The 24,543-nt window shown below is 40.7% G+C and carries 24 protein-coding genes; 3 read left to right on the top strand and 21 right to left on the bottom strand.

Going from position 1 to position 24,543, the window contains the following annotated elements; all coding sequences use genetic code 11:
• On the bottom strand, nt 1-285 hold the full coding sequence (locus VCASEI_RS15350; RefSeq protein ID WP_089111082.1) for a hypothetical protein: 285 nt from the start codon (nt 283-285) through the stop codon (nt 1-3).
• An 83-nt stretch (nt 286-368) separates the two neighbouring features.
• On the opposite strand from VCASEI_RS15350, the gene VCASEI_RS15345 reads away from it, so the two are divergent.
• Nucleotides 369-1,519 (top strand): IS3 family transposase gene (locus VCASEI_RS15345; protein ID WP_110957783.1). Its coding sequence is split into 2 segments (ribosomal slippage): nt 369-612 and nt 612-1,519, totalling 1,152 coding nucleotides; the frame shifts between segments, so codons are not numbered across the junction.
• A 243-nt stretch (nt 1,520-1,762) separates the two neighbouring features.
• Here the strand turns inward: VCASEI_RS15345 and VCASEI_RS15340 are convergent.
• From VCASEI_RS15340 to nrdD, 16 genes are all read right to left on the bottom strand, one after another.
• Nucleotides 1,763-2,482 carry a hypothetical protein gene (locus VCASEI_RS15340; protein ID WP_089110746.1) on the bottom strand — a complete coding sequence of 240 codons (720 nt, stop codon included), beginning with the start codon at nt 2,480-2,482 and terminating at the stop codon, nt 1,763-1,765.
• A gap of 409 nt (nt 2,483-2,891) precedes the next feature.
• Nucleotides 2,892-3,425: a molybdopterin adenylyltransferase gene (mog, locus tag VCASEI_RS15335; protein ID WP_089110745.1), complete on the bottom strand. Its 534-nt coding sequence runs from the start codon at nt 3,423-3,425 to the stop codon at nt 2,892-2,894.
• A gap of 141 nt (nt 3,426-3,566) precedes the next feature.
• Nucleotides 3,567-5,324 (bottom strand): alpha-amylase family glycosyl hydrolase, encoded by a 1,758-nt coding sequence (locus tag VCASEI_RS15330; protein WP_089110744.1) that lies wholly within the window; start codon nt 5,322-5,324, stop codon nt 3,567-3,569.
• 2 nt (nt 5,325-5,326) lie between these two features.
• A complete protein-coding gene (locus VCASEI_RS15325) occupies nt 5,327-6,550 on the bottom strand; it encodes a glycosyltransferase family protein (protein WP_089110743.1) in 1,224 nt (407 codons plus the stop codon).
• 49 nt (nt 6,551-6,599) lie between these two features.
• On the bottom strand, nt 6,600-7,457 hold the full coding sequence (locus VCASEI_RS15320; RefSeq protein ID WP_089110742.1) for an HAD-IIB family hydrolase: 858 nt from the start codon (nt 7,455-7,457) through the stop codon (nt 6,600-6,602).
• Complete coding sequence (locus VCASEI_RS19470; protein WP_162621083.1) at nt 7,450-7,620, bottom strand: hypothetical protein; 171 nt, start codon at nt 7,618-7,620, stop codon at nt 7,450-7,452. The genes VCASEI_RS15320 and VCASEI_RS19470 overlap by 8 nt, the downstream gene beginning before the upstream one ends.
• A gap of 132 nt (nt 7,621-7,752) precedes the next feature.
• Entirely contained in the window at nt 7,753-8,895 is a 1,143-nt protein-coding gene (gene modC / locus VCASEI_RS15315) for a molybdenum ABC transporter ATP-binding protein ModC (RefSeq protein WP_089110741.1), read from the bottom strand.
• Nucleotides 8,892-9,638 (bottom strand): molybdate ABC transporter permease subunit, encoded by a 747-nt coding sequence (gene modB / locus VCASEI_RS15310; RefSeq protein ID WP_089110748.1) that lies wholly within the window; start codon nt 9,636-9,638, stop codon nt 8,892-8,894. The genes modC and modB overlap by 4 nt, the downstream gene beginning before the upstream one ends.
• Nucleotides 9,639-9,722: 84 nt before the next feature.
• Nucleotides 9,723-10,517, bottom strand: a complete 795-nt coding sequence (gene modA / locus VCASEI_RS15305; protein ID WP_226983458.1) for a molybdate ABC transporter substrate-binding protein — start codon at nt 10,515-10,517, stop codon at nt 9,723-9,725.
• A gap of 96 nt (nt 10,518-10,613) precedes the next feature.
• Nucleotides 10,614-11,408: a TOBE domain-containing protein gene (locus VCASEI_RS15300; protein WP_086958568.1), complete on the bottom strand. Its 795-nt coding sequence runs from the start codon at nt 11,406-11,408 to the stop codon at nt 10,614-10,616.
• A gap of 35 nt (nt 11,409-11,443) precedes the next feature.
• Entirely contained in the window at nt 11,444-12,925 is a 1,482-nt protein-coding gene (locus VCASEI_RS15295; RefSeq protein ID WP_174208762.1) for a cobyric acid synthase, read from the bottom strand.
• 17 nt (nt 12,926-12,942) lie between these two features.
• A complete protein-coding gene (gene gloA2, locus VCASEI_RS15290; RefSeq protein WP_086958570.1) occupies nt 12,943-13,326 on the bottom strand; it encodes an SMU1112c/YaeR family gloxylase I-like metalloprotein in 384 nt (127 codons plus the stop codon).
• A 70-nt stretch (nt 13,327-13,396) separates the two neighbouring features.
• Nucleotides 13,397-14,107: an ATP-dependent zinc protease family protein gene (locus VCASEI_RS15285; RefSeq protein WP_086958572.1), complete on the bottom strand. Its 711-nt coding sequence runs from the start codon at nt 14,105-14,107 to the stop codon at nt 13,397-13,399.
• Nucleotides 14,108-14,194: 87 nt separating this feature from the next.
• Nucleotides 14,195-15,379: an amino acid aminotransferase gene (locus tag VCASEI_RS15280; RefSeq protein ID WP_086958574.1), complete on the bottom strand. Its 1,185-nt coding sequence runs from the start codon at nt 15,377-15,379 to the stop codon at nt 14,195-14,197.
• Nucleotides 15,380-15,507: 128 nt separating this feature from the next.
• Nucleotides 15,508-15,978, bottom strand: coding sequence for an anaerobic ribonucleoside-triphosphate reductase-activating protein (nrdG, locus tag VCASEI_RS15275; RefSeq protein ID WP_086958577.1), 471 nt, complete (start codon nt 15,976-15,978; stop codon nt 15,508-15,510).
• Between the two features lie 26 nt (nt 15,979-16,004).
• Nucleotides 16,005-18,143, bottom strand: coding sequence for an anaerobic ribonucleoside-triphosphate reductase (gene nrdD / locus VCASEI_RS15270; RefSeq protein ID WP_086958579.1), 2,139 nt, complete (start codon nt 18,141-18,143; stop codon nt 16,005-16,007).
• 344 nt (nt 18,144-18,487) lie between these two features.
• Between nrdD and VCASEI_RS15265 the strand changes: the two genes are divergently transcribed.
• Entirely contained in the window at nt 18,488-19,447 is a 960-nt protein-coding gene (locus VCASEI_RS15265; protein WP_086958581.1) for an endonuclease/exonuclease/phosphatase family protein, read from the top strand.
• Between the two features lie 192 nt (nt 19,448-19,639).
• Here VCASEI_RS15265 and VCASEI_RS15260 read toward each other — a convergent pair whose 3' ends face one another.
• From VCASEI_RS15260 to VCASEI_RS15250, 3 genes are all read right to left on the bottom strand, one after another.
• Nucleotides 19,640-20,320 carry an RES family NAD+ phosphorylase gene (locus VCASEI_RS15260; RefSeq protein ID WP_086958583.1) on the bottom strand — a complete coding sequence of 227 codons (681 nt, stop codon included), beginning with the start codon at nt 20,318-20,320 and terminating at the stop codon, nt 19,640-19,642.
• A gap of 5 nt (nt 20,321-20,325) precedes the next feature.
• Entirely contained in the window at nt 20,326-20,730 is a 405-nt protein-coding gene (locus tag VCASEI_RS15255) for an antitoxin Xre-like helix-turn-helix domain-containing protein (RefSeq protein WP_086958585.1), read from the bottom strand.
• A gap of 78 nt (nt 20,731-20,808) precedes the next feature.
• Nucleotides 20,809-22,272 (bottom strand): FAD-dependent oxidoreductase, encoded by a 1,464-nt coding sequence (locus tag VCASEI_RS15250; protein ID WP_089110740.1) that lies wholly within the window; start codon nt 22,270-22,272, stop codon nt 20,809-20,811.
• A gap of 570 nt (nt 22,273-22,842) precedes the next feature.
• Here VCASEI_RS15250 and VCASEI_RS15245 point away from each other — a divergent pair.
• The gene (locus tag VCASEI_RS15245; RefSeq protein ID WP_162621082.1) at nt 22,843-24,393 is read left to right on the top strand and encodes a tyrosine-type recombinase/integrase; all 1,551 of its coding nucleotides are present in this window, start codon (nt 22,843-22,845) and stop codon (nt 24,391-24,393) included.
• A gap of 21 nt (nt 24,394-24,414) precedes the next feature.
• On the opposite strand, the gene VCASEI_RS19805 is transcribed toward VCASEI_RS15245, so the two are convergent.
• On the bottom strand, nt 24,415-24,543 hold the full coding sequence (locus tag VCASEI_RS19805; RefSeq protein WP_272948324.1) for a hypothetical protein: 129 nt from the start codon (nt 24,541-24,543) through the stop codon (nt 24,415-24,417).

Genomic DNA, 24,543 nt, shown 5'->3' with positions numbered 1-24,543 from the left:
TTAAGCGGATTCTGATAACCCTAAGCCATACTTGTCCAATATTTTATCGGAATACTCTCGAATTTCACTACAGCTTTCTGCATCTGTTTTTGATAGATATTTTGATAAATATGCGGTTGCACCAACATTTGAGTTTAAAGCCTGAGCTTTGACTGCGGGCTCTCCTGTAATAATGTCAAAAATTCCCTCTTGATGCAGTCGTGACTTTTCAATAGAGAAGTTGTGATAGTGAGAGTAAAGTGTGATTGAATCTTGTAAGTAGCCTTCATAAGCAGAACTAACCACATCTGGATTAACTTTTTGAACTGATCCGCTCCAGCTGTTTTGGACACTGAGTTAAGTGAGTACAATCACTAACGAGGTGAACAATGACAACTAAGAAAACTAGAATTAAACATTCCCCTGAATTTAAAGCAGAAGCCCTAAAACTAGCAGAGAGAGTGGGAGTAGCTGCGGCTGCAAGGCAGCTTTCTTTACATGAATCTCAAATCTACGGGTGGCGGAAGAACTCGAAGAAAGACACCAATACTAGTCAGCGAGAACAAGAGCTAGCCGCAGAGGTTGCCAAGCTCAAAAGGCAGTTGGCTGAGCAAGCAGAAGAGCTAGAAATTGTAAAAAAGGCCGCCACCTACTTCGCGAAAAATCTAAAGTAAATTGCTACGAATTTATGCTCGAACACCTGATGTACTTCAATATTGTACGTATGGCTAAGGTATTCGGGGTATCCCGAAGTGGGTTTTATTACTGGGTTAAACATCGCCATAAGGCTAGCCAACGCGAGGCAGTTCGCCAAGAGCTTGATACAAAGGTCAAAGAAGCTTTTGATAACAGCAAAGGCCGAGATGGCTCAAGGCGAATCCAAAAAGAACTGTCTGAGAGCGGTGATAACCACAATGTGAAAACCATTGCGGCCAGTATGAAGCGTCAAGATTTAACGCCGAAAGCGGCACGTAAATTTAAGTGCACGACAGACAGCAAGCATCAAATGCCAGTTGCTCCAAACTTGCTGGCTCAGAACTTTAACGCAGCGGCTCCGAATGAAAAATGGGCGGGAGACATCACCTATGTTGCGACAAGCGAAGGCTGGTTGTACTTGGCAGTAATTATTGACCTTTACTCAAGACAAGTAATCGGATGGTCTATGGATACCAGAATGACGGCTACGCTGGTCTGTGATGCTCTATCAATGGCTTTGTTCCGTCGCGAATTTCCTGAGCAGGTTATCGTTCATAGTGATCGAGGTAGTCAGTACTGCTCAAAAGATTATCGAGACCTCATAACTGTTTATAATCTAAAGCAAAGTATGAGTAGGAAAGGAAACTGCTGGGACAATGCTTGTGTTGAGAGCTTCTTCCATTCGATGAAAGTTGAAGCGATCCAATATGAGCCGATTATGACGAGAGACCAGATGCGTCAAACGATCTTCGAGTACATAGAGGTTGATTATAATCGGACAAGAAGGCACAGTGCTCTTGGGTATCTAAGCCCTGTTAACTTTGAACAGCAAAATGTCGCTTAATGAAGTGTCCAGTCTGGCTGGAGCAGATCAAACAGCCGCACAAGCCACGCTTGCAAGTGATAGATTCAGTATTGAATTATCTCCTTTAGGACTAGATGCTAGTACTGATGTTGTACCAAGCGAGAGGATTAATACTATAGCTTGTAAATATATATGCACTTCGACATTCCTTATAAGTTATAACATGCACAACACCAGACAATTGTTAGTTCAGCTGAAAATTGTTCCACGCGCTTGCGATTGTTATATTTGTCTGACAGCATAGCTTTCAGCTTTGCGATAACTATTCTGAAGAGGTTTTGGTAACAAGCCTAAAATAGCATCTTTTAAAAATGAGGTAGCAACCTCACAGCCTTTTTGATCACTAAACCCCCAAGTACCACCTTCATCATTATTAACTGAATAGCGAATAATACTTTCAAATAATGCACGAACAGAACTAAAAGCACCGTCTTTTTTCATTTGCTCTAGATTGCAAACAAGAGTGCTATTTATATTAAGCTCATTAGGTTCACTAGAAGGACTTACCTCTAAAAGTAAAAGTTCATTCTCTCCACTATAGCGCCATTTAGTTTTGCTCTCAAAATCTTCCAACGCCGCTACAAATGAGTTATCACTATAACTCCAATCCACGCCATCTATACTTGTTACTTTCTTCAGGTCAGGGTATTTATCTTTTGGCCAGTAAGCTCCATAACCACAACAAAATATATTTATGTGTTCCTTTGATCGATGATGAAAATAACTAAGTGATTCTAGAATTTCATTCTTACAAAACTGTGAATTAGGATTGCAAAATAGAATCGCCACAAGACTTTTCTTTTTTATTTTTGAATTAACATCAGCCATCGCTTTGGATGATGCAGGACTAACACCGTCAAAAAATGCTATCCGCTTAGACTTACCTAAAAATTGACTATTGACTACTTTTACTATGTCCTTATATAGGATGGCGTCGATCATTGCTCAAAACTCTCCTTAAAATATAACTGTGTATTAGCAAGAAACTCGGATAAACCCGAATGGACTTTATACACGTTCACTATTAATCAATTCATTTATTATCAATAAGATACTCTAATGATAAATTTTTAAAAGCATTTGGAAAATTTTATGCGATATAGAAAGCAAGAATTGGGTTTAGTGAACTAATTATCACAATCCCAAAATTGAAATTATTACATACTTTAATTTTAAATCAGTGAGTTAAGTTACAATATTTACATGAAATTGCGTTTAGGAGGCAATTAAGATGAGGGGTAAAAAAGAGCTATATATGCATGTGATAGGTAGTAAATTTGGTTTTACCAAAAGCCCTTTGGACTAATAGATTTTCCACTATTAATCCAAAGGGTAATTTTATTATGTGGTGTTACTTCGCTTTCGGTCTAAACGGCTTAATCACGCTTTCATCACACTCTAGGAATGGGCCTTCCATTAAGTCGATGCAGTAAGGAATTGCTGGGAAGACGGCGTCTAAACATTCGCGGATTGATTTTGGTTTACCCGGTAAGTTTACAATCAGGCTGCTACCACGTAAGCCAGCTGTTTGACGAGACAAAATCGCAGTTGGAACAAACTTTAATGACTCCGCGCGCATTAACTCACCGAAACCTGGCATCATTCGATCACACACCGCTTCTGTGGCTTCTGGCGTCACATCGCGCTTTGCCGGGCCAGTACCGCCAGTGGTCACTACTAGACTACAGCCATCTTCATCCACCATTTTTGCAAGCATGGTTTCGATTTGGTCTTGCTCATCGGGGATGATTTGATAAACCGGTTCCCACTCTGATGTTAAGTACTCGTTGAGCGTATCAATGATGGCTTGGCCAGATAAATCTTCATACACACCTTGGCTAGCACGATCACTTACCGTCACAATACCGATTTTTGCTTTGCTCATTGCTTGTTCCTCTACCAAAGTTTTTACCTCGATCATAAGCGAAGTATTTCAAAATTTTTAACCCCGCTAAGATACCGTTTCAAGGTAGAAATGAACATAGCCTATTGCTTTGAAACCCTATTTTATTCGAGCTTTTTACTGTTAGTTGAACCTATTCGTGATCCAGACGGTTTGATACGGCTTTAATTGGATGCTTTCCGTTGAGCCTGTCAGTTCAGTATCGCTGATCAGATCTTTCCAATGATCCGTTTGGATCAGATTCATATCGGCTAGGTTCAAGGTTTGCTCTTCAAGGCTGATATTACTGACACAGAAAATACTTTGTCTTCTATCCATACTTTGACGCCAAAAACCAAATAACTGTCCACCTAGGTGCAGCGTAAATTGCACTGCATTAGGATGGAAAGCGGATTGCCCTGTTCGCAGTTCAATTAAATGCATCAAACGTTTTAATACTTGATGATGTTGGGTGTGCGGTTGAGACAACAAATCTTGCAGTTGTGAGAACTCCCAGCGATGGCGGTTAATCGAGCGATTTTGATTGGTGTTTTCAACTTTATCGTAATCATTCCCCGTACCAAGCAAACTGTGAATATAAATCCCCGGAATGCCCTCCATCGCAAGCATAATCGCATGGGCGCAAATAAAGCGGTCGATACCATATTTATCGGGCCCTGCTTGCGTGCCTTGTAAAGCATCAAATAAGGCGATATTGATTTCATAAGGCTTGCGGTCTCCATTTTCCGTCGCGCGCCATGACACTAAGCCACCGAACGATTGCATGGTATTTACCAATACATTGATTTCGTTTTCTTGGAGTAAACCTTCCGCTGGCCGCAAACCAATGCCGTCGTGTGAAGCAATAAAGTTAAAGTAAGTCGTGCCCTGTTGCGCCGGAGGCATCCCCATCATCCAACGTTTCAGATGATCACCATTGCCGGTAATTAACGTATTCACCAGTAGCGGCGGCAGCGAGAAGTTATATATGGCGTGCGCTTCATTGGCATTGCCAAAATAAGTCAGGTTTTCATGGTTGGGAATGTTGGTTTCGGTAATGATAATGGCTTGCGGGCAGGCTTGTTCAATCAAACTACGTAATAGACGAATCACTTCATGGGTTTGATCGAGATTGATGCAACTGGTGCCGAGTTCTTTCCACAGAAACGCCACCGCATCGAGCCTAAAGGTACGAATGCCATGGTCGATATATTGACGTATGATCTCGACAAAGGCTTTTAATACTTCTGGGTTACGGAAATCAAAATCGACCTGGTCGTGGCTAAAGGTACACCAAACATATTGAGTGCCTTGTGCGGTTTCGACTTCTTTGAGTAAATCAGAAGTTCTAGGACGCACCACTTGTTTGGTATCAATATCTGACGCAGCGGTATAGAAGTAATCATGCCCTACGCCTTCGCTCTTAATAAAGTTTTGAAACCAAGCACTCCTTGCTGAACAATGATTGATTACCAGATCCGACATCAAATTAAACTCACTGGAAATCGCTTCAATATCTGGCCAGTCACCCAAGCCTTCATTGACACTCGAATAATCAATCACTGAGAAACCATCATCTGAGCTATACGGGAAAAAAGGCAGAATATGCACGCCGTTGATATGAGGCTGACAATATTGATTGAGAAAGGACTTTAAGGTTTTCAGAGGTGTTTCACCGCTTTGCAGCAAGCTATCGCCGTAGGTGATCATGATGGTATCTTTCTCAGTCCACAGAGATTGCGATACTGACATCGGCATAGAAGTCTCTAAATTGGGAGATAGACGCATAGTACTGATTAGTTGATTGGCTAATTCTTTATGCTCAATTGATAGTTCAATACCTTGGTAGATCACATCCAAATGGTGACAAATTTTATCCACTAATAAATTTGATGACGTCATACTTAGCCCCCGAATTCTTGTTGATCTAATTCTACCGCCTCTTTTAATCGTTCCATCACATCAGGCATGGCACTCACTACACGGTTCCAACTTGGAATAAATGGCGTTTCCATCGGGTTATCTAGGAAGCTTTGGCCAGCGGTCATTATATTTTGGGCAAACATTTCGACCGCTTTTTCTTCTAGATGAACATCCAAGGTTAGGCCATTCATTAAGGCATCGTTGTGGTAGGCTTCAACAAAATCGAGCGCAATACGGTAGTAAGTAGCTTTAAGCGAGCGAAAGCCTTCGATATTAAAAGTTTCACCTTGAGTCGCCAGTTTACGAAACAGAGACTTGGTAATATCGATCGACATTTTAGATAGCCCACCATCGGTGCAATCTAACGATAAATCTTGATGTTTATGATCGTAGGTTTTAGCGATATCAACCTGACACAGGCGATTACTGGCATAGTTGCGATGCATTTCCGACAGCACACCGATTTCTAATCCCCAATCGCTTGGAATACGAATATCACTCAGCACATCGCGGCGGAATGAAAACTCGCCAGCTAATGAATATTTGAAGCTATCCATATAATCTAAGTAGGCATTCTGATCGGTCACTCGTTTAAGCGCTTTTAATAATGGCGTGACCAATAAACGTGCCACTCGGCCATTCATTTTGCCATTGGCAACTCGTGCGTAGTAGCCTTTACAGAATTCATAATTAAAGCGCGGATTGGCGACTGGGTAGATCAAACGTGCTAATAAATCACGCTCATAAGTGACAATGTCACAGTCATGTAATGCTACCGATTCAGCTTTACCGGTAGCTAGGACGTAACCCATGCAATACCAGACATTACGGCCTTTGCCGAGCTCTTTAGGGGCTAAACCTAACGCCGCTAATTCTTTATCTAAAGCTTGTAAACGAGGGCCATCATTCCACAAAACGCGGTGATGCTGAGGTAAGTCTTTAAAGAAAGATAAAGCATGTTTATATTGCGCTTCATCGGCTCTATCTAGGCCTATTACGATCTGAGATAAGTAAGGGACACTCTTTAATTCTTCGACAATTTTAGGCAATGCTTCGCCTTCTAATTCCGAAAATAAAGAAGGTAGAATCAACCCCATGGAACGCTGGTCAGCAAACGACATTAACTCTGCTTCCAATTCCTCCACTGGCCGTTCAGACAAGTTGTGTAATGTTGTCACGATACCGTTTTGATAAAAGTCAGCCATGATGCCTCCTGCATTCCATGCTAAAAATGAAAATTTCTAATTCAAGATCTTACTCAAGGGATAAAATCAGCTGTATACACTCTGCCCAGCCCGTTGGGCCATAACTATCACTATCAATTACCCCTTCTTCACGAGAAAGAATCGGAAAATCATGATGCTCTGAACGAATTCGCACCGCGATATCCGCTAATTCGAGCATGCTGATATCATTACCGCTGTCTCCTAGCGCGATACTGAACCAATCTTTCTGTTGTCCTGTTTGCTGTAAAAGATCTCTCTGATAAACATTCATAAGCCACTCCATTGCGATGCCCTTTTGAGCACAACCACCGATATGTAGAAAACGCCCACCTTTTAGTACCGTTGCACCACACTGCTGCATAAACTCGATAAAGCACTGTTCTTGTTCAACGCTGCCATGCCAGCTAATCGGCTCACTATAGTCACGTTGCAATGCACGTTGCGCTTCTTCCTCAGTTAAGCCCGTGAGTTCCGCTACTTCTGTTGCAGACATCTCGGTCATCAAACTAAAGCATCCTTCAAATTGGCGTTTAGCTTGCTCAATATATGGTTGCCAGTAACTACGAGGTTGGGTAAAGGATTTGCACCAATAATCTTGAATCGATACTGTGCCTTCTGGCTGATTCATTACCGTTGTTGCTGTTTTCGGTTTAGGAATAAATACCGCGGCGCCATTCTCAACAATGAAAGGTGTCTTTAAACCTAACTGCGGCATGATGAATTGCAGTTCAGCAAAGGTTTTACTAGTCGTTGGAATAACATCCACACTAAGAAGCGCTAACTTTTTGAGTACCGGCTCAACGGCATCAATACTGTAATCATTATGATCAAGTAAAGTGCCGTCTAAATCGCTGAAGATGATTGGCCGCTGACTGAGTTTAAGCATTAAAGGTCTCTGACTTTGCTAGTGAGTCAACTTTAGCCCCTGCTTGACTGATTGCATCAATATGGTGCACAACAACCGGCATACCATAAGGACTTGCACTATAAATGACCTTATGTTCGTCCATTGCCGCGTTCAATGATGGAAAATATAATGATAACCACATAGTTGTTGCTCCTTGTGTTAAACACTTAATAAAAGTAATTCAAGAAGCGTGCCACTGGGCTTTTGGCTTTCCAGATACAAAAATGGCCTGAACGTTTCCATTCAGGCCATTAAGGTTTTTGTGCAGTGATGTTTATTTTCGAATTGCCATGTCTTTGTTGGTCATTTTCACGCCCTTGATTTGTGCAAATACCTTCTGTCCAATTTCAAGCTGTAAATCTTCATAGGCCCAAGCGGTGATATTGGCCCAAAGGTAATGTTCAACCTCACCTTCACCTATCGCTAAACAAATTGAAACCGGCTGCGCAGGATCCGTCACTGGCGCGAGTTCTACGACTTTTGCAGGCAAGATATTTCGAATCGACGTGTCTGTAGATTCGGATAAGGTTAACGATACGTCGCTGGCATGAATACGAATTCTAACCGATTCATCGATATTGGCATCAATAGCCGACATCCAAACACCACAACTCGGCGCAATTTCTACATAGGTCAGCGCATAACGTTGGTGATGTTGCTTGATGACTCCTTTAAATATCGTGCTCAAATCCACTTCATCATGCCAAGGTTTAAAGGCACTTGATGCCCACATGGTCTCAATATCGCCAGAAGCCACGACTCTTCCTGAATCCATTAATAGCATGTGATCGGCTAGGTGCAGAATCTCATCCAGACTATGGGTAACATACAAAATTGGAATTTGAATCTCTTGCGCTAACGATTCTAAAAACGGCATGACTTCTTTTTTTCTCGGCAGATCTAAAGACGCTAATGGCTCATCCATCAGCAATACTTTTGGCTCTGACAACAAGGCTCTTGCGATCGCACAGCGTTGTTTCTCACCACCAGACAAATCGGCCGGATAACGATCTAATAATTCAGATAATCCTAGTAGATCAACCACTTGATTAAAGTTACCGGGTAGCTTTTTTTTACCAATAAGCTGGTCTTTACTGAAATAACTTTTATTTTTCACACCATAGAGTAAGTTGCCTTTCACTTTATAGTGTGGGAATAATCGAGACTCTTGAAATACATAACCTATATCTCGTTTTTCAACCGCTAGATTAATACCTTGTTGGGAGTCAAACAGTACTCGTTGATTGATATTTATCGAGCCAGAGTCGGGATTTTTTAAGCCACTAACGGCATTAATGATACTGGTTTTTCCTGCACCTGAACGGCCAAAAATCGCGGTAATGCCTGAGCTCGGTATCTGAGCTTGAATATCTAAATCAAAATCCATGAAACGCTGCTTAAAATTTAAATCAATCATGCTTGGCCTCCATGCTTGGAAGAACTGCTCTTGAAAGAGCTAGCCTTGGAAGCACTAGAAACGCCGAGTCTTTTCTGGGTTTTTTGAGTTAACCATTCAGAACAAAGTAAAGATAACAGTGCAATCACTATCGAAATCACGCACAGACGCGCGGCTTCAAACTCCGCACCGGGCGTTTGGATAAAGTTGTACATCGCCAATGGCAGCGTTTGTGTTTGATTGGGAATGTTTGCCACAAAGCTGATGGTTGCGCCAAACTCCCCTAGACTACGGGCAAATGACAGCATGGCACCAGTTATCACGCCCGGTAAGACCAACGGCAAGGTGATTGTCATAAAGACACGAAATGGTGATGCGCCAAGCGTTCTCGCCGCTTGTTCGAGTTTTGGATCGACATTCATTAAGCTTAATCGAATCGAGCGCACCATTAACGGTAAAGCCACAACTGCCGATGCCAATGCTGCGCCTTTCCAGTTAAAACTAAACACTAGACCAAAGGTATCAAACAGCCATTCACCAACAACGCCCTTTCTACCCATGGTTAGAAGGAGCATATAGCCAATCACCACCGGAGGAAGCACTAAAGGAAGGTGAATTAAACTATCTAATAGCTTTTTACCCCAAAACTCTTTAGTCACAAGCAGCCAAGAAAAGAAAACCCCAACCGGCAGTAACCAAAGGACTGCGATTGAGGACACTTTTAAGCTAAGTAGTAAGGCGCTAATTTCGTAATCAGACAAGATCACTGGTTATCCTTTTATTGATTCTGTTTTTATTCATTCTGATAAATGGTTAGTTCACCGCTATAGGGCTTATTAAATCAGGACTTAATGAGCCACAAGCGGTGTAAATCCGTATTTAATAAAAGTATCGCTCGCTTGCTGGCTTTTCAAAAAGTTGAAGAAAGCTTGGCTTGTCGCTTTGTCGTTCAACGCAACCGCTGGATAAATGATTGGCGAATGGGTACTTTCTGGGAACGTTTGAATAATTGAAACCTTTTTACTCATCAATGCATCGGTTTTATAAACCACGCCAAATGGTGCTTCACCACGCTCAACAAGTGACATGGTTAAACGAACATTACTGCTTGGTGCGGTTTTAGACGATAGTTCCGACCAAAGTCCCATGTTTTCAAGGCTTTCTTTGGCATACATGCCCGCTGGAACGCTTTGAGGTTCACCTACCGCTAAACGATTCTCAGCCAATAAATTAGGTAATTCTTTAAATGTACCCGCATCGACATGTGCATTTTTCACCTCGTCAGAACCAATCAAAACCAGGCTATTGCCTACTAGATCCGTGACCTGATCTTTGGTCGTCATGCCTTTATCTTCCAGGTAAGTCATCCATTTCGGATTCGCTGAAATAAACACATCGGCTGGTGCACCTTGTTCAATTTGACGCGCTAGAGTAGACGATCCAGCAAATACAGGCACCAAGGTATCACCGGTTTCAGCTTGATACTTTTGCCCTAATTCTTTCATGACATCTGTCATTGATGATGCCGCATAAACATGAATGTCAGCCGCAAATACTTGAAGTGATGAGCATAAAGCCGATAAGCCTAACGTATAAAGTGCTAACTTTTTCATGTATGGCTTTTTGGTGAATAGTTTTTTCATGGAATCCTCTAAAAACAAACGCTGTATACTTAAATGCATAGCGATGGGTGAATCATACGCAAAACTGGCTCTATAAGCAAAATAAAATAAGTAGGATTATAAACAGGTCACTAAGATCTGGCTTGGTTCAAAAGATGCGTAGTAAGTATTATCGAGCTGTAAGGTGTTATTTTTTAATGTATTTTCTTCTAATGATTGGTGTGTCACAGAAGCATATAACAATGTGCCATCACCAATATCTAAAAATACTTCACTGCTCGCGTCACCTTGCGTGAGATGGATGAGCTTCCCTTTTAATTGATTTTTATCGGTTTTTTGAGATGTTTGTGAAATTGTCACCGACGGCGCTTTAAACAGCAACAACACCTCTTTGCCAATCTCAAGTTGAAGCTGCTCTGTGCTAACACGGGTGATAATAGCTGAAATTTCACTGCCTTGGTTAAGCGCGACCACAATACGGTCTTTCACATCTTGAGATTCAATTCGTGTGATCCGTCCTTTCAACTGGTTTCTTGCACTGGTTTTTAAGCTAAAATGCCCCAGTATATCTAATAAGCTTTCAGTCGTGACATTGGTATCCATCAAGGCTTTCATCACCATCGACTGCATCTCATTCATCAGGCTATAAACCTTGATCAAACGAATGCCAAATTCAGTTAACTTTGCACCTCCGCCCCCTTTCCCACCGGTTTCACTAGAAACAACTAAATGAGGTGATGCTAGATTCATATCATTAATTGCATTCCAAGCCGCCCGATAACTCAATCCTGCTAACTTCGCACCTTGTGAAATAGAACCAGATACACCAATTTGTTCAAGCAAAGCAATTCGCTTAGGGTTAGCGAATAATTTCTGATTGGTATTTAATGTTAGTAATGCTTCTAATTCCATTGAAGTACCTTGATATAAGATGTCAGGAGCTAATCTCAGCTAAATAGTTCTGGCCAAAGTAAGGCTAGATTTAAATCTTGCTCGATACTATCGGCTAAACGATCCAGTGATTTGATTTGCTGTTGCTCACGGCTATTAATTTGTTGTAAGTCACTCCCCCCTGCCCATTCAAGAATATGTTCAAAGGCTTGTGGCGAGTCAAAGATACCGTGGCAATATGTTCCAAAGATCATACCATCATCCGATAAGGCACCATCATATTTTTTATCGTGTGAGTCCGTGTTTATTGATATAGGTTGTTGTAAATCAACAAGTGTCTCACCTGCATGAATTTCATAGCCAATGATGCTGGCCACTTTTCCTGTGACTAAAGATAGTGTGCCTGTTACTTGAGTTAATGATTTATGCGGTTTAAGTTCTGTTGTTAACTCTAAATAGCCTAGTCCATCTGCAACCCCAGCCGGTCCTTCAATACCATCAGGATCAGCGATGGTTTTACCCAGCATTTGATAACCGCCACAAATACCAATCAATTTTCCGCCGTAGCGTAAGTGCTTTTCAATATCTTTATGCCAACCTTGTTGCTGCAAAAAGGCCAGATCGGCACGAACAGATTTACTCCCCGGTAGAATAATCAAATCAGCACCCGTTAGGCTTTGCCCTTGATAACGAAATTGAAAATCGATCTCCGGATGATGTTTAAACATATCGAAATCAGTATGGTTACTCATGCGAGGTAAAACCGGCACACATACCGTGAGTTTGGTCTTCTCATTTTTGGTTTGTTGACTATCAACGGCGTCTTCAGCATCCAACTCTAAACCATGCAAATACGGCAATACGCCGATTACAGGCTTACCTGTTTTTTGTTCTAGCCAGTCTAATCCGGGGTTTAATAGCTCAATATCGCCACGAAAACGGTTGATGACAAAACCAATCACTCGGTCTTGCTCTGGTTGAGATAATAGCGCGAGCGTGCCATACAAATGCGCAAACACCCCACCACGATCAATATCTGCCACAATGATCACAGGCACATCGGCTTCTTCTGCAAAACCCATGTTAGCAATATCGTTTTCTCGCAGGTTAATTTCTGCAGGGCTACCCGCGCCTTCAATGACTACACAATCAAACTTCTGATTCAGCTGAGCGAAAGAGTCCAACACATAAGGCATGGTGTAGTTCTTATAAGAAATATTCCCCAAAGTAGCTTCTGTCGGCAGCGCTTTACCTTGTACGATAATCTGCGCTTTCATATCGGTATTCGGTTTTAAGAGAATTGGATTCATGTGAACACTAGGCTCAACGCCACAGGCAAAGGCTTGCAATGCTTGCGCTCGACCAATCTCACCGCCATCTTTGGTCACAGCGCTATTGAGTGCCATATTTTGAGATTTAAACGGCGCGACCGAAACGCCTTTACGCATTAACACGCGGCATAGACCTGCCACCAGCACACTTTTGCCTGCATCGGAAGTTGTCCCCTGCACCATTAACGCTTGAATTGGTTTTAACATCGTCAACTCGCCAGTGATTAAGATTGATAAAGTTCGAGGGGCAGACCATCTGGATCTTTAAAGAAGGTAAATTGTTTACCGGTCAGTTCATCAATTCGGATCGGTTCACACACCACATTATGAGATTCAAGGTAGGCAATACATTGCTCTATATCATCCACGGCAAAAGCTAAATGACGCAAGCCACAGGCTTCAGGCTGGCTAACTCTTGTTGGGGGGTTAGGAAAAGAAAACAACTCAATTTGGCTATGTTCAGAAACAGCTAAATCTAATTTGTAAGAATCACGTTCTGCGCGGTAAACCTCGTGAATAATTTTAAAGCCAAGAGTTTTTGTATAGAAGATTTTTGACCGTTGATAATCCGAACAAATGATCGCGATATGGTGTATAGCTTTAAACATAATAAAACGCTACCTTTCGTCTTGCCATTTTAAAAAGCCCCCTATTTAGGAGGCCTTCTATAAATATTGGCTACTTCTTCTTACCTAATACCACTTTAGGTTGAACAAATTCACGACTTACATCCACTATCGCCACATCTCGGAAGAAGCTACGCCCAAGTAATAGTCCATAATCCATATGAGTACGATCTGCCAGTGTAAATGGTGTTTTTACTTTTAAATCACCCACAGTAATCCAAGCTTCTATTGCATAACGCTCAAAGGTTTCATCTGAATTCGACTGACGTATGAATTTGGTTGAAGACACTGGTAATTCAATATCTTTAGATTGGCGACCATCATGAGCAAGCTTAAATTTCACCCATTTTTTACCATCGCGTTCAAAAGGAACAATATCAATGGCACTAATAGAAGATGTGGTTGCTCCTGTATCAACACGAGAGACCACATTAACATCCAACCCCTCAAGGTGAACCCACTCTTTTTGGCCTAAAATCAATTTGCCATCCGAATTTTTTTCACCCTTTGTCGCCGAAGGAGCCACCTTTGGTTTTACCGTCGGCATTGGTTTAGGCTTCACATTAGGATGCTTTTCCATTGGTGAAAGGGTTGTTGACTCTTTTCCATCCGTGTTTTCTTTTTGACCCGCATTATCCTTGCTTGTCGTAGTGTTACTTGTTTCTGTTGCTTTATCATCAGTTGAAGTGCCTTCTGGCGATGTCGCACAACCGACCATAACAACAGACATAATCGCTGGAAGGAAAAAACCCCATTTCTTCATGTTTTCTACCTTTTATTCGTTTGGATAAATAGTGTATTTAATTCAAATATGCTGTGACTGTCCGATGCTCTATAAGCGTGAACAAATTTATCGAGCAAGCGTATGGATTGCATTTGCGACATATTGAATGTCTTTTTCTTGCAAGCCTGCGATGTTAATACGACCATCACCAACACCATAAATGCCATATTCTTCACGTAATTGCATCATCTGGTCACTTGAAAACCCTAACACAGTAAACATGCCTTTGTGCGACTTTATAAACTCAAATTGGTCATTTTTATGGCTATTAACCAACTCTTGACATAGAGCTTGCCTTAAACCGACTAATCGTTGCTGCATTTCGACTAATTCTGCCTTCCATTGCTGGGTTAAGTGCTCGCTTTGCAATACAGTTTTCACTAATGCTGCCCCATGATCGGGTGGCATGGTATAAGTCGAACGCGCCAACGTCAGTAATTTACCTTTGGCATTATTGGCCTCTTGTAAGTTTTTACCAATCACAATAGCCGCCCCCGTACGCTCACGATATAAACCAAAATTCTTTGAACATGAAGTGGTGATCAGCAGTTCTTCTACATTATTGGCCATGTGTTGTAAGCCAACGATGTCTTGCTCTAAACCGTCACCAAAACCTTGATAAGCAATATCAATAAACGGCGTGAATCCATTTTTTTGGGACAATTCTGTAATCGCTTTCCAATCATCAATGCTGATGTCGGCGCCCGTTGGGTTATGACAACAACCATGGAGTAAGACCACATCTGTTGGTCCTGCTTGCGATAAGTCGTCTAACATTCTAGATGAATCAACTTGGCGTGTTTCTGGATTAAAGTAATGGTAATAACGAACCTTTAATCCTGCCGCTTCCATTACTGGACGATGATTGACATAACTAGGATTACTTATCCACACCGTGGTTTCTGGCTCTGCAATTTTCAATAAATCACCCAGCATTCTCAATGCACCACTCGCACCTGGCGTTTGAATCGCCGAAACACGAGAATAAGCTGAAGTATCTTTAAGCAGTAGATCGACCATACATTGATTAAATTCTTCACAACCGGCTAAGCCAACATACGCTTTGGTGGTTTGTTCTTGAGCCTGTTGAGTTTGAGCCTGCTTGATCGCCGCCATAATTGGGGTTTGGCCTTGGCTATTTTTATAAACACCAATGCCTAGATCGACTTTTTCTGGACGAGGATCGTTACGGTATGCCACAGATAATGACAATATAGGATCTTGCTGCGGAGCGGTTAGATGAGAAAGCATGAATACACAACCCTGTGCTAATCAGTTAATAAAAATTTAAATTACCACCCACACAAAAAAAAATCGACGAGATTTTAAAGTTCTCGTCGATATTCTAATCGTGGTATCACTTAAACATTAAGAAATGCTTATTTTTCCGTCAAATAATGCACAACCTGATTACTACTGCCTCGCCATTGCAAGCTCGGATCGGCCAGTTCCTTTTCAAACTTACCATCCACCAGCACATCAACATAATTCACGACTTCTTTTTGTGATTCTGTTAAATCTGCCAAGATATACCCTGTCCACATCCAAATATCTTTCTCTGGGCATTCAAGCTTCACTCGCTTAACCAGCTTTAATACCGCCGATAAATTCTGTGGATGCAGAGGATCGCCGCCAGATAACGACAAACCCCGGCGGAATATTCGAGTATCTTGCAAGTCACGAATAATCTCATCTTCATTTTCTTGGGTAAACGCCACTCCAGAGTTCAACGACCAAGTACTTTGGTTATAACAGCCTTTACATTGATGCACGCAACCAGACACAAACAAGGTACAGCGTGTTCCTGGGCCATTAATCACATCGACTGGATAATATTGAGAAATATTCATATCAGCTCTGTTTAAGTTGCTATAGCTTATAAATGCTTAACGCGGCGCTTAACTTCTTCTTGCTTACCGTCATTAAACGGCCGTGCATCAGGGCTACCTAAATAACCACATACGCGACGCGTTACTGACACTTTGCTTGAATCGTGATTGCCACATTTAGGACAAGTGAAACCTTTGCTAGTACATTCAAACTCACCGGTATAACCACATTCATAGCATTCATCAATCGGCGTATTGGTACCGTAATATGGCACTCGGCTGTAGCTGTAATCCCAAACATTTTCTAACGCTTCAATGTTGTGCTGCATGTTTGGAAATTCACCATAACAAATAAAGCCACCACTTGAGATTTCAGGATATGGCATTTCAAAATCAATTTTATCGTATGGCGTTGCTTTTTTCTGTACATCTAAGTGAAAGCTATTGGTGTAGTAGCCTTTGTCCGTTACGCCCTCAATCACACCAAATTGCTTGGCATCTAGGCGGCAGAAACGATTACATAAATTTTCACTTGGCGTAGCATATAAACTGAATGCATACCCCGTTTCTCGTGTCCATTTATCAACATAGGTTTTCATAAATTCAACGATTTTAATAGCTTTTAATCGTAAGACTTCATCATCATAAACATGAGTCGCACTTCCAAATAATGCCGCTACGGTTTCATAAACCCCTATATAACCTAAAGAAATAGAAGCCCGACCATGTTTAAATATATCGGTAATATAATCATCCGCGTTTAATCGTACACCACACGCTCCTTCCATATAGAGGATCGGTGCCACTCTAGCTTTCACATTTTCTAAACGATGAATACGAGTATCAAGAGCACGTTTAGCAAGGTGCAGCTTGGTTTTTAATATTTCATAAAAAAGAGCTTCGTCACCTTGAGCTTCAATCGCAATACGCGGCAAGTTTAAGCTCACCACTCCAAGGTTGTTACGACCATCATGAATCAACTGACCGTCTTCTTCATAAGGATTTAAGAAGCTACGGCAACCCATTGGGGTTTTAAATGACCCTGTCACTTCGACGACTTTGTCGTAGTTAAGAATATCAGGATACATGCGCTTGGTTGCACACTCCAGCGCCAGTTGCTTAATGTCGTAGTTAGGATCGCTTGGCTTATGGTTTAAACCATCACGAATCGCGAATACTAATTTAGGGAATACGGCTGTTTTACGGTTCTTACCCAGGCCGGAAATACGGTTACGTAAAATTGACTGTTGAATGAGTTTACTTGCCCACGACTCGCCTAGACCGAAACCAAAGGTAACAAATGGGGTTTGCCCGTTGGCGGTATGCAGTGTGTTCACTTCATATTCCAAAGATTGGAACGCGTCATAACACTCTTTTTCGGTTTGGGTAAGCGCAAACTCTTGAGGATTTGGAATTTCCCACTCGTGTGCTAATTTCAGCTGCTTTTGATGACTGGCGAGCACATACGGTTCAAGAATCTCATCAATACGGTTAATCGTAGTACCACCATAAATATGGCTAGCAACTTGCGCGATAATTTGCGCGGTCACCGCCGTGGCAGTAGAGATTGATTTCGGGGTATCAATTTCAGCATTACCCATTTTAAAACCACGCGTTAACATACCTTCAAGGTCAATCAACATGCAGTTAAACATTGGGAAAAATGGCGCGTAGTCTAGATCGTGATAATGAATGTCACCAGACTCGTGAGCATGAACGATATCGCGTGGCAAAATGTGTTGTTTCGCATAGTGTTTAGCCACTATACCCGCCAACAAGTCACGCTGAGTTGGGATCACTTTGCCATCTTTATTGGCATTTTCATTGAGCAAGTCTGTATTGTTCTGCTCAATTAAACCTTCAATTTCTTTATTCAGCGAACTGGTTTTCTCACGAGCAATATCTCTGTCATGGCGATATTCAATATAATGCCGTGCAAGCCCCTTGTACTCACCTTGCATTAAAATATTTTCAACCATGGTTTGAATATCTTGAATGTGAATGCCATCTGGATAGTCATGGTAACGGTCCATTATCAACTGCTCCACACAGCTAGCAAGTTGATGGGTGTAATCGGTTAATCCGGTCTCTGGATGTTCAGCTGCGCTCAATACCGCAGAAACGATACGATCTTGCTGAAATAACACCTTTGAGCCATCTCTTTTTATTACGATTAACGTCGTCATCTAACCTTGCCTCCTAAGACAATTTTCTACCCTAATTTTATTCCTAGGCGCGATTATCTAGTGCATTAGTCTTATGCATAAACTCAAACCACAACCGCATATATAGGTAGTAAACAAATTTAAAATACAATATGTTGTGTATTATCATTTTAAATTTTCTGGCGATGTTGATCTAAATCAATAAATCTTCTAGCAAAAATAAAGATTGTAAGAGGCAAGAGTTTTATGTCGCATAAATACAAATAAAACTTGAAATTTATACTTTTCACCTACTTGTTCTGTTACCAAAAAGCTATGATTTAACATCTGTCCGTGATCAAAATGTAAAGGATATTAACCTTCAAATGTCGAAAAAACTGAACATTAAATGCTTATTATTTAATCAAAGACTGGCTCAGAATACGTCTTATTATACATTCGCTTATCACATTACTTTCGCTTTGTTATTAACATTATTAACAGTCCCACAGTCATTGGCTAACAGCCTAAAAGTCTCTACATGGAACTTAGAATGGTTAACCACTCAGCCTGTTTCCTCTATTTCAGAGAGCCGAAGAAATTCTCAAGACTTCACTTTATTAGCCAACAAGTTCCAACAAATTAACCCTGATGTTTTGGCATTTCAAGAAGTCGACTCTAAAGCGGCTATTCAAAAAGTAGTTGGGCCTTTTTACCGTGTTTACTTATCAGATCGTTCCCTTTTCCGTTATAAAGGACAGCAGTTTAGCAATATTAATCAATACACAGGTTTTGCCATCTCAAGCCAATTTACCGTAACTGATCCTCGTGATATAGAGCTAACCAAGAATTCAAAATTACGTTTTGCTAGTTATGTGATATTAAACCAAATTGGGGAGCCTGATGTTCATTTACTTTCCGTACACTTAAAGCAGGGGTGCATCGGAAAGAAAAGCAAGAAGTCGGCTTGTGCTCAAGTATTACAACAAGGAAAGGTGTTAAACCAATGGATGGCAAAACGTTTAAAAAATAACGATGCTTTTATTGTGATGGGAGACTTCAATCATAACCTTTCATTTCACAGCGACTGGTTATGGCGCACCTTAAACAAAGGCATTGAAAAACAAATTGAATTGATTACAAAAACGACACCAACATTATGCCAAGTCGAGTCGAAGCTAGATCCAACGGCGCTATATCGTTACCCTCAACTCATCGATCACATTATAATTAGTAAACCAAGTCTAGGGAAAGAAGCGAAACAAATATTGTTTACTCGTGAAGAATCTTTATATCACAATTTAAGTGATCACTGCCCGGTTGTGAGTGATGTAGATATAAGATAGTAAAAGTGCTTCGTATATACATAAAAACCCAATAAGCCTTTACCAAGTACCTAATCTACTCCCTGGTAATTCATTCATCATTTCTAGGATGACGGTGAATTTGAATTGCTCGGTATTTATATTCAACACTAGGAATTAATTAGTCACATCAACTTTCAAGTAAAGTATTCATATACCTTACGACACCATAGCCTAAAGTTTCATGCGCTTAATTTTATCTACGTGTTTAATCTCATTGCCATTCCATACCATTTCAGTATGTGAGCATTGGATCACATCGTGCACCACATAAGGAGTCGATAACGCCCAACAAACCCCATTGTCCGATCGAACAGAATTGTATTTAATACCGGTCGTTTCAGCCCGATTCATATAGACTTTTAAGCCAAACTTTTGAGCGGTTAGATAATTATCGGGATCGTATATTGAGTCTGACATTAGCTTGTCGGTGATATCGACACAACTTGAATCATTAAAGGTAAACTTTAAGGTTCTAAAAATTATGCGGTCATATTTAAGACCAGTGACATTACACCAGTACTTGGCTTGATGAAATTGTACTTCTTTGGTGGCAGTTTTCTCACTATTGCCAATATAGAGCATACCGTGATCACCGTCAGCAAAGCGTGAACCATCACGATTAATGTGAGTAAAAGCTGCAATTGCATAACTGCGCCCTCTTTCACAATGAAATGGAATTTCTTTATGATCTAGAAGAGACATATCACCCACTTCATTGGCAAGACGAGGGTTAGTTAAAGCCTGAAGTTGATATAAGGCTTCAAATTCTTCTTGATTGGAAACATCATCAAAAATATCAATGGTTGGGTACTTAGACGGTATAAGGCGAAAGCCTTGAACAATTGAAGGCATGTCTCCTACCCCCACAGTCCTGAACGCAACGAATCTATGCGACAAAAGACCTCATAAATATGCGAAAACTTACCATCACGGATAATTGAAAGTGGCGTTCTACCATTGAAATATGGATTATGATTTTCTAACGCCATAAAACCTTTAACGTTCTCTGGGTTATCAAACACGATACGTAAACTTGCATGAATATTAACAATGTAACTTAATCGCTCAAGCTGATCACTGTCTAATGAAATGGTTTCAGGATTAACCTTAAATTTGTGATATGTCGAAGGTGCAATTCGCATGATTTTTTGCTTGTCTTTTGTACTGCACCCCCAACCGTCCATGATTTGATTTGCAGCTTTAAAACCGGCTTTTGCCATTACTTTGGTATCTGGTTTCTTTTCGACTTGATGATTATTCATTTTGCCTCCTACAACAAATTGAATAATCTTATTATAGACAACTTTAACCTTAGTGTCTATTTGTAGACTGTTAATCTTTTAGTCAGAATCTTGCTTCACTCCACCCACTTTCGCGAGTGCGATTGGGTAATGTCTTTGCTCGGCTAACGTGCATGCTGTAGCTAATATTTGTTCTATTTTCAATTCAGATGAAACATTTTTAGGCGCTAGTGAGAAGTCATCATAAACACCGCATTCTCGCATCTGATCTTCAATTTGCCTCGCGGCTTCTAATGCTGATGAAGCCTTAACGATTTCCATACGAGCGTAGTTGTCGCCCGCAAATGACACACTGGCCGCGCGTAAAGTAATATCAGTACCGGGAACTTGTTGAGCGCCAAATAACGGCTTACCACCAATGGTCGCACTGGCAAAACTGGGGATGAATTGTGCCATATGGTTAATGGCTTTATCCGTTCTAATCGTTTGCTGCTCTTCGTTCCATCCATGAATGATCTTATTAACCAAATGAACAGGTAACTTGGGTTGAGAGCTTTCTTCTGTAGAATGAGCCACTCCGTCTTCAAATAATGTGATATCTTCTGTCATGCCATGTAATTGGAAATAACCATCAGGATACGGCGTTAACTGCGCCATGCCTTGTGGTGTGCCTCTTTCACCATGAAAAATGACTTCTGGCCACATTGCAGACCCTGTATCCCAATGAGTCACATAGGCCGCTTTAAACTCAACCAACCTTGAACGCGGTTTATCCACCCAATCATCGACAACACCAGTTTTATAACCTGAGGCATTAATTAAATAATCAACGGTGGTAGCTTGCTGGTGCAAATTGACGAGTTGATTAATGTCATATGGCTGGTAGCGAATTGTCCACTTCTTATCTTGAGCCTCAACGGCCGTTACTTGTGTTTGTGTATACACTTGGCAATTTGGCAATTGTTCCAAAGCAAGGTTTACAGTCGCTGATAATCGAAAAACACTTAGCCCATATTCTTGCACTAACATTACTGGGTATTTAAGTTTTTCAAGATCGGTATGTTGGGCAAATGGAATCATCCATTCATCGAGACTTTTTCCCGACAGAGAATCAAGCTCAGGGGTCTCTTGCTGCGCTAATTTAAGCAAGGCTTCTTTTGAATACAACTTAAAGTAGTGCTCAGGAGATCCTAATACTTGATTGGTAGGATCTTTTTCCACTAAGGTTTTATAAGCTTTTTTAATCACTTGTAAACGAGGGAAAAGTTCTTCTGGCTGGCCTTGGTCTTGAATGGGTACTGCGATTACGGTTGGTCGCACATTCAATGTATGTCGGTATAGTTTTACCGTATCAATCGATTCTTTGAGCAGTTGAATACATTGTTGCTCTGAAATTTCACGATATAAATTCCCACCCGCGTGCAAATGGCAAATTGGAGGGCCATCGACTAAGCTAGGTCCTTGCTCAAAAATAGAAACTTGAAGCCCTTGTTCAGCGAAATGCAATGCCGCTGTCGAGCCAGCAATCCCACCACCAATAATACCAATATGAGGAGAAGCCATGAGTAATCGATAATTCCTACAACGATTAATGAGTCAATGTGTATAAATGCTAGATATACTAATCCAAATTCATTTAACACAGCACTTTAGTGTCAATACCCTACCATTTCAGTCAGATATTTCGAGCAATATTTTATATCTTTATCTATATGAAACCAAAATCGAATTTAAGTGCGCAAAAAGGCAGCAAACTCAGCCTTTCTATGCACTCTTTTAGTTCAAAGATTTCGTTCTAACGGCTTAGTCATAAATCTGAAAAAAATCTAAAAAATCACTTGACCGTTTCTATTCAATTTAAAAAAAAGTGCCCTTTGTGAATAACCTAATTGCTGTAAGCAATCCCTGTTATGGTCTGCAAGCTGATGAGCACTTTCAGCCTTCTGAGTTATCCCAATATTTATCCACCGATTTTGGGGATAACTTTTTAGCTATACGGTGCTTTGAGTCTATCTGTACAGTATTTACTGGTATGTGTCACACTTTTTGGCACACATTATGGCACACAAATATTTAATACGTAGGTCGGATTGGTTTTATTTTAATAAGCGGATTGGTAATAAAGTGTTTCGATTGAGTTTACAAACAAGAGACATTTGGACAGCAAAAAGTATAATCAAAGCTATAAAACAAAGGATTGAGGGGGCGAGAGTGACTATAGAAATTATTAAGGCAGTTGTTCAGGAAGAGATTGACAGGGTTATAGATAAAGTTACAGCAATATTGCAACCACAAAGCAAGCAAGCTAAAAGTGAGTTAACAAGGTACTTTCATAGCCACTTCACACCCAACAGCTTACACAATAACCAACTGGATAATGTGCCTTTTGTCGAAGGCTTACCCGACAGAAAACCGATCTTGAACTTAGATGATTGGATTAAGCAACAACTCAAGGATGTTGATATACCTCAGAGCTTGAAAGAATACTTGATGTATGAAGATCCAACGCTTGTCTACGAGAAAGAATTTGTAGAACAAGAAGCCTTGATCACATTACTGAATAAGTACGTACAAGCATTGAAAACTACGGATACAACACAACTAAAACCCGTAGTTGATAATCTCAAGCACTCATTTAATCGCGACACCGTAACGCAATCACAAGTTTATACTACCCAATCTCAACAACTACAGAAGAAATCATTTTTAAGCTATAACCATGCTCTAGAGAAGTACAAAAAGGATAAAAACAGTTACTTATACAAGAATGAAAAAGGTAAAGAAATTGCCACAAAAACAATAACTGAAAGCCTGACATGGATTGAGGGATTGGGATCACCATATTTCGGATCTACGAATATACATGATATTGATTACAGTCAATTCGATGAAATGCTTGTTACATTAACAGCCTTCCCGAAGCGTAAGGAACATTATAAAAAAATGTCTATGGAAGAATGTTTAGATCTTGCTAGAAGTGGTGATACTCCAGAAGATGCACGACAAGATAAGCAACTAGGACGTGTTAAGAGTAAGTTTAATAGGTTTTTTACGTGGTTATACGATACGAATATTCTAGAAGAAAACCCGATCACAAAATCCCGATTCAAGCGATTTACTGACCTTTCTAGCCGTGGTGCATTTAACAAAAGTGAGTTGAATAAGTTAAGAGCATACTATGATAGTTTAGACTTAGATGATCATGGGGCTTGCTTCTATATGCAGTTGTTTGGTGGTATGCGCAACAAGGAAATCCTAGCTATTACCCTCGAAGATATACGCACTGATGATGATACAGGTGTATTGTATTTTTACATCAAAGGTACTAAAACCGACAACGCACAACGCAGAGTACCAATACATAAGTATCTTATTGATCGTGGCGTAGTGGACTACATCAAAGCTAACAATGGCTTTAATATATCGTCAGAGGCATTAAGTATGATGTTTACAAAACTACTCAGAAAGCTTGATATAGACAACTTAAACGAACAAGGCGAACTATTATCATTTTATAGTCTACGCCATAATTTTATGACTTCATTAGTAAGCTATGGTGCTACGGATACTATGATCAACGCTATTGTTGGGCACACCCAAAAAGGCACTAAGAAAGATTACATAAGTACACACTTAATCGACTTAAAGCAACTCGATAATGTTGTACAAGCTATACCAAGTTAAAGGGGCACAATACCCCACTACTCAATCACTTAATAACCACAGCAACAGATCCAATTCTTGCTTTGATAGCTTAGGCATCCGACAAGGTTTGCCAGTTGTGAAAGCTTGCTGTATAGCATTAGATAAAGCCTGAAGGTTAGAATATGACAT

Source organism: Vibrio casei (assembly GCF_002218025.2).
Lineage (GTDB): Bacteria > Pseudomonadota > Gammaproteobacteria > Enterobacterales > Vibrionaceae > Vibrio > Vibrio casei.
Note: the sequence above shows the minus strand (reverse complement) of the source record. Positions and strands in the feature narration are given on the sequence as shown.

Bases quoted from the DNA above. Each gene is read 5' to 3' on its own strand.
- modC (WP_089110741.1), bottom strand. From the start codon at position 8,895: ATGATTGATTTAAATTTTAAGCAGCGTTTCATGGATTTTGATTTAGAT.
- VCASEI_RS15330 (WP_089110744.1), bottom strand. From the start codon at position 5,324: ATGACGTCATCAAATTTATTAGTGGATAAAATTTGTCACCATTTGGAT.
- VCASEI_RS15295 (WP_174208762.1), bottom strand. From the start codon at position 12,925: ATGTTAAAACCAATTCAAGCGTTAATGGTGCAGGGGACAACTTCCGAT.
- VCASEI_RS15285 (WP_086958572.1), bottom strand. From the start codon at position 14,107: ATGAAGAAATGGGGTTTTTTCCTTCCAGCGATTATGTCTGTTGTTATG.
- modA (WP_226983458.1), bottom strand. From the start codon at position 10,517: ATGAAAAAACTATTCACCAAAAAGCCATACATGAAAAAGTTAGCACTT.
- VCASEI_RS15260 (WP_086958583.1), bottom strand. From the start codon at position 20,320: ATGCCTTCAATTGTTCAAGGCTTTCGCCTTATACCGTCTAAGTACCCA.
- VCASEI_RS15250 (WP_089110740.1), bottom strand. From the start codon at position 22,272: ATGGCTTCTCCTCATATTGGTATTATTGGTGGTGGGATTGCTGGCTCG.
- VCASEI_RS15280 (WP_086958574.1), bottom strand. From the start codon at position 15,379: ATGCTTTCTCATCTAACCGCTCCGCAGCAAGATCCTATATTGTCATTA.
- VCASEI_RS19805 (WP_272948324.1), bottom strand. From the start codon at position 24,543: ATGTCATATTCTAACCTTCAGGCTTTATCTAATGCTATACAGCAAGCT.
- nrdG (WP_086958577.1), bottom strand. From the start codon at position 15,978: ATGAATATTTCTCAATATTATCCAGTCGATGTGATTAATGGCCCAGGA.
- nrdD (WP_086958579.1), bottom strand. From the start codon at position 18,143: ATGACGACGTTAATCGTAATAAAAAGAGATGGCTCAAAGGTGTTATTT.
- VCASEI_RS15325 (WP_089110743.1), bottom strand. From the start codon at position 6,550: ATGGCTGACTTTTATCAAAACGGTATCGTGACAACATTACACAACTTG.
- VCASEI_RS15265 (WP_086958581.1), top strand. From the start codon at position 18,488: ATGTCGAAAAAACTGAACATTAAATGCTTATTATTTAATCAAAGACTG.
- mog (WP_089110745.1), bottom strand. From the start codon at position 3,425: ATGAGCAAAGCAAAAATCGGTATTGTGACGGTAAGTGATCGTGCTAGC.
- gloA2 (WP_086958570.1), bottom strand. From the start codon at position 13,326: ATGTTTAAAGCTATACACCATATCGCGATCATTTGTTCGGATTATCAA.
- VCASEI_RS15320 (WP_089110742.1), bottom strand. From the start codon at position 7,457: ATGCTTAAACTCAGTCAGCGGCCAATCATCTTCAGCGATTTAGACGGC.
- VCASEI_RS15340 (WP_089110746.1), bottom strand. From the start codon at position 2,482: ATGATCGACGCCATCCTATATAAGGACATAGTAAAAGTAGTCAATAGT.
- VCASEI_RS15255 (WP_086958585.1), bottom strand. From the start codon at position 20,730: ATGAATAATCATCAAGTCGAAAAGAAACCAGATACCAAAGTAATGGCA.
- VCASEI_RS19470 (WP_162621083.1), bottom strand. From the start codon at position 7,620: ATGTGGTTATCATTATATTTTCCATCATTGAACGCGGCAATGGACGAA.
- VCASEI_RS15300 (WP_086958568.1), bottom strand. From the start codon at position 11,408: ATGGAATTAGAAGCATTACTAACATTAAATACCAATCAGAAATTATTC.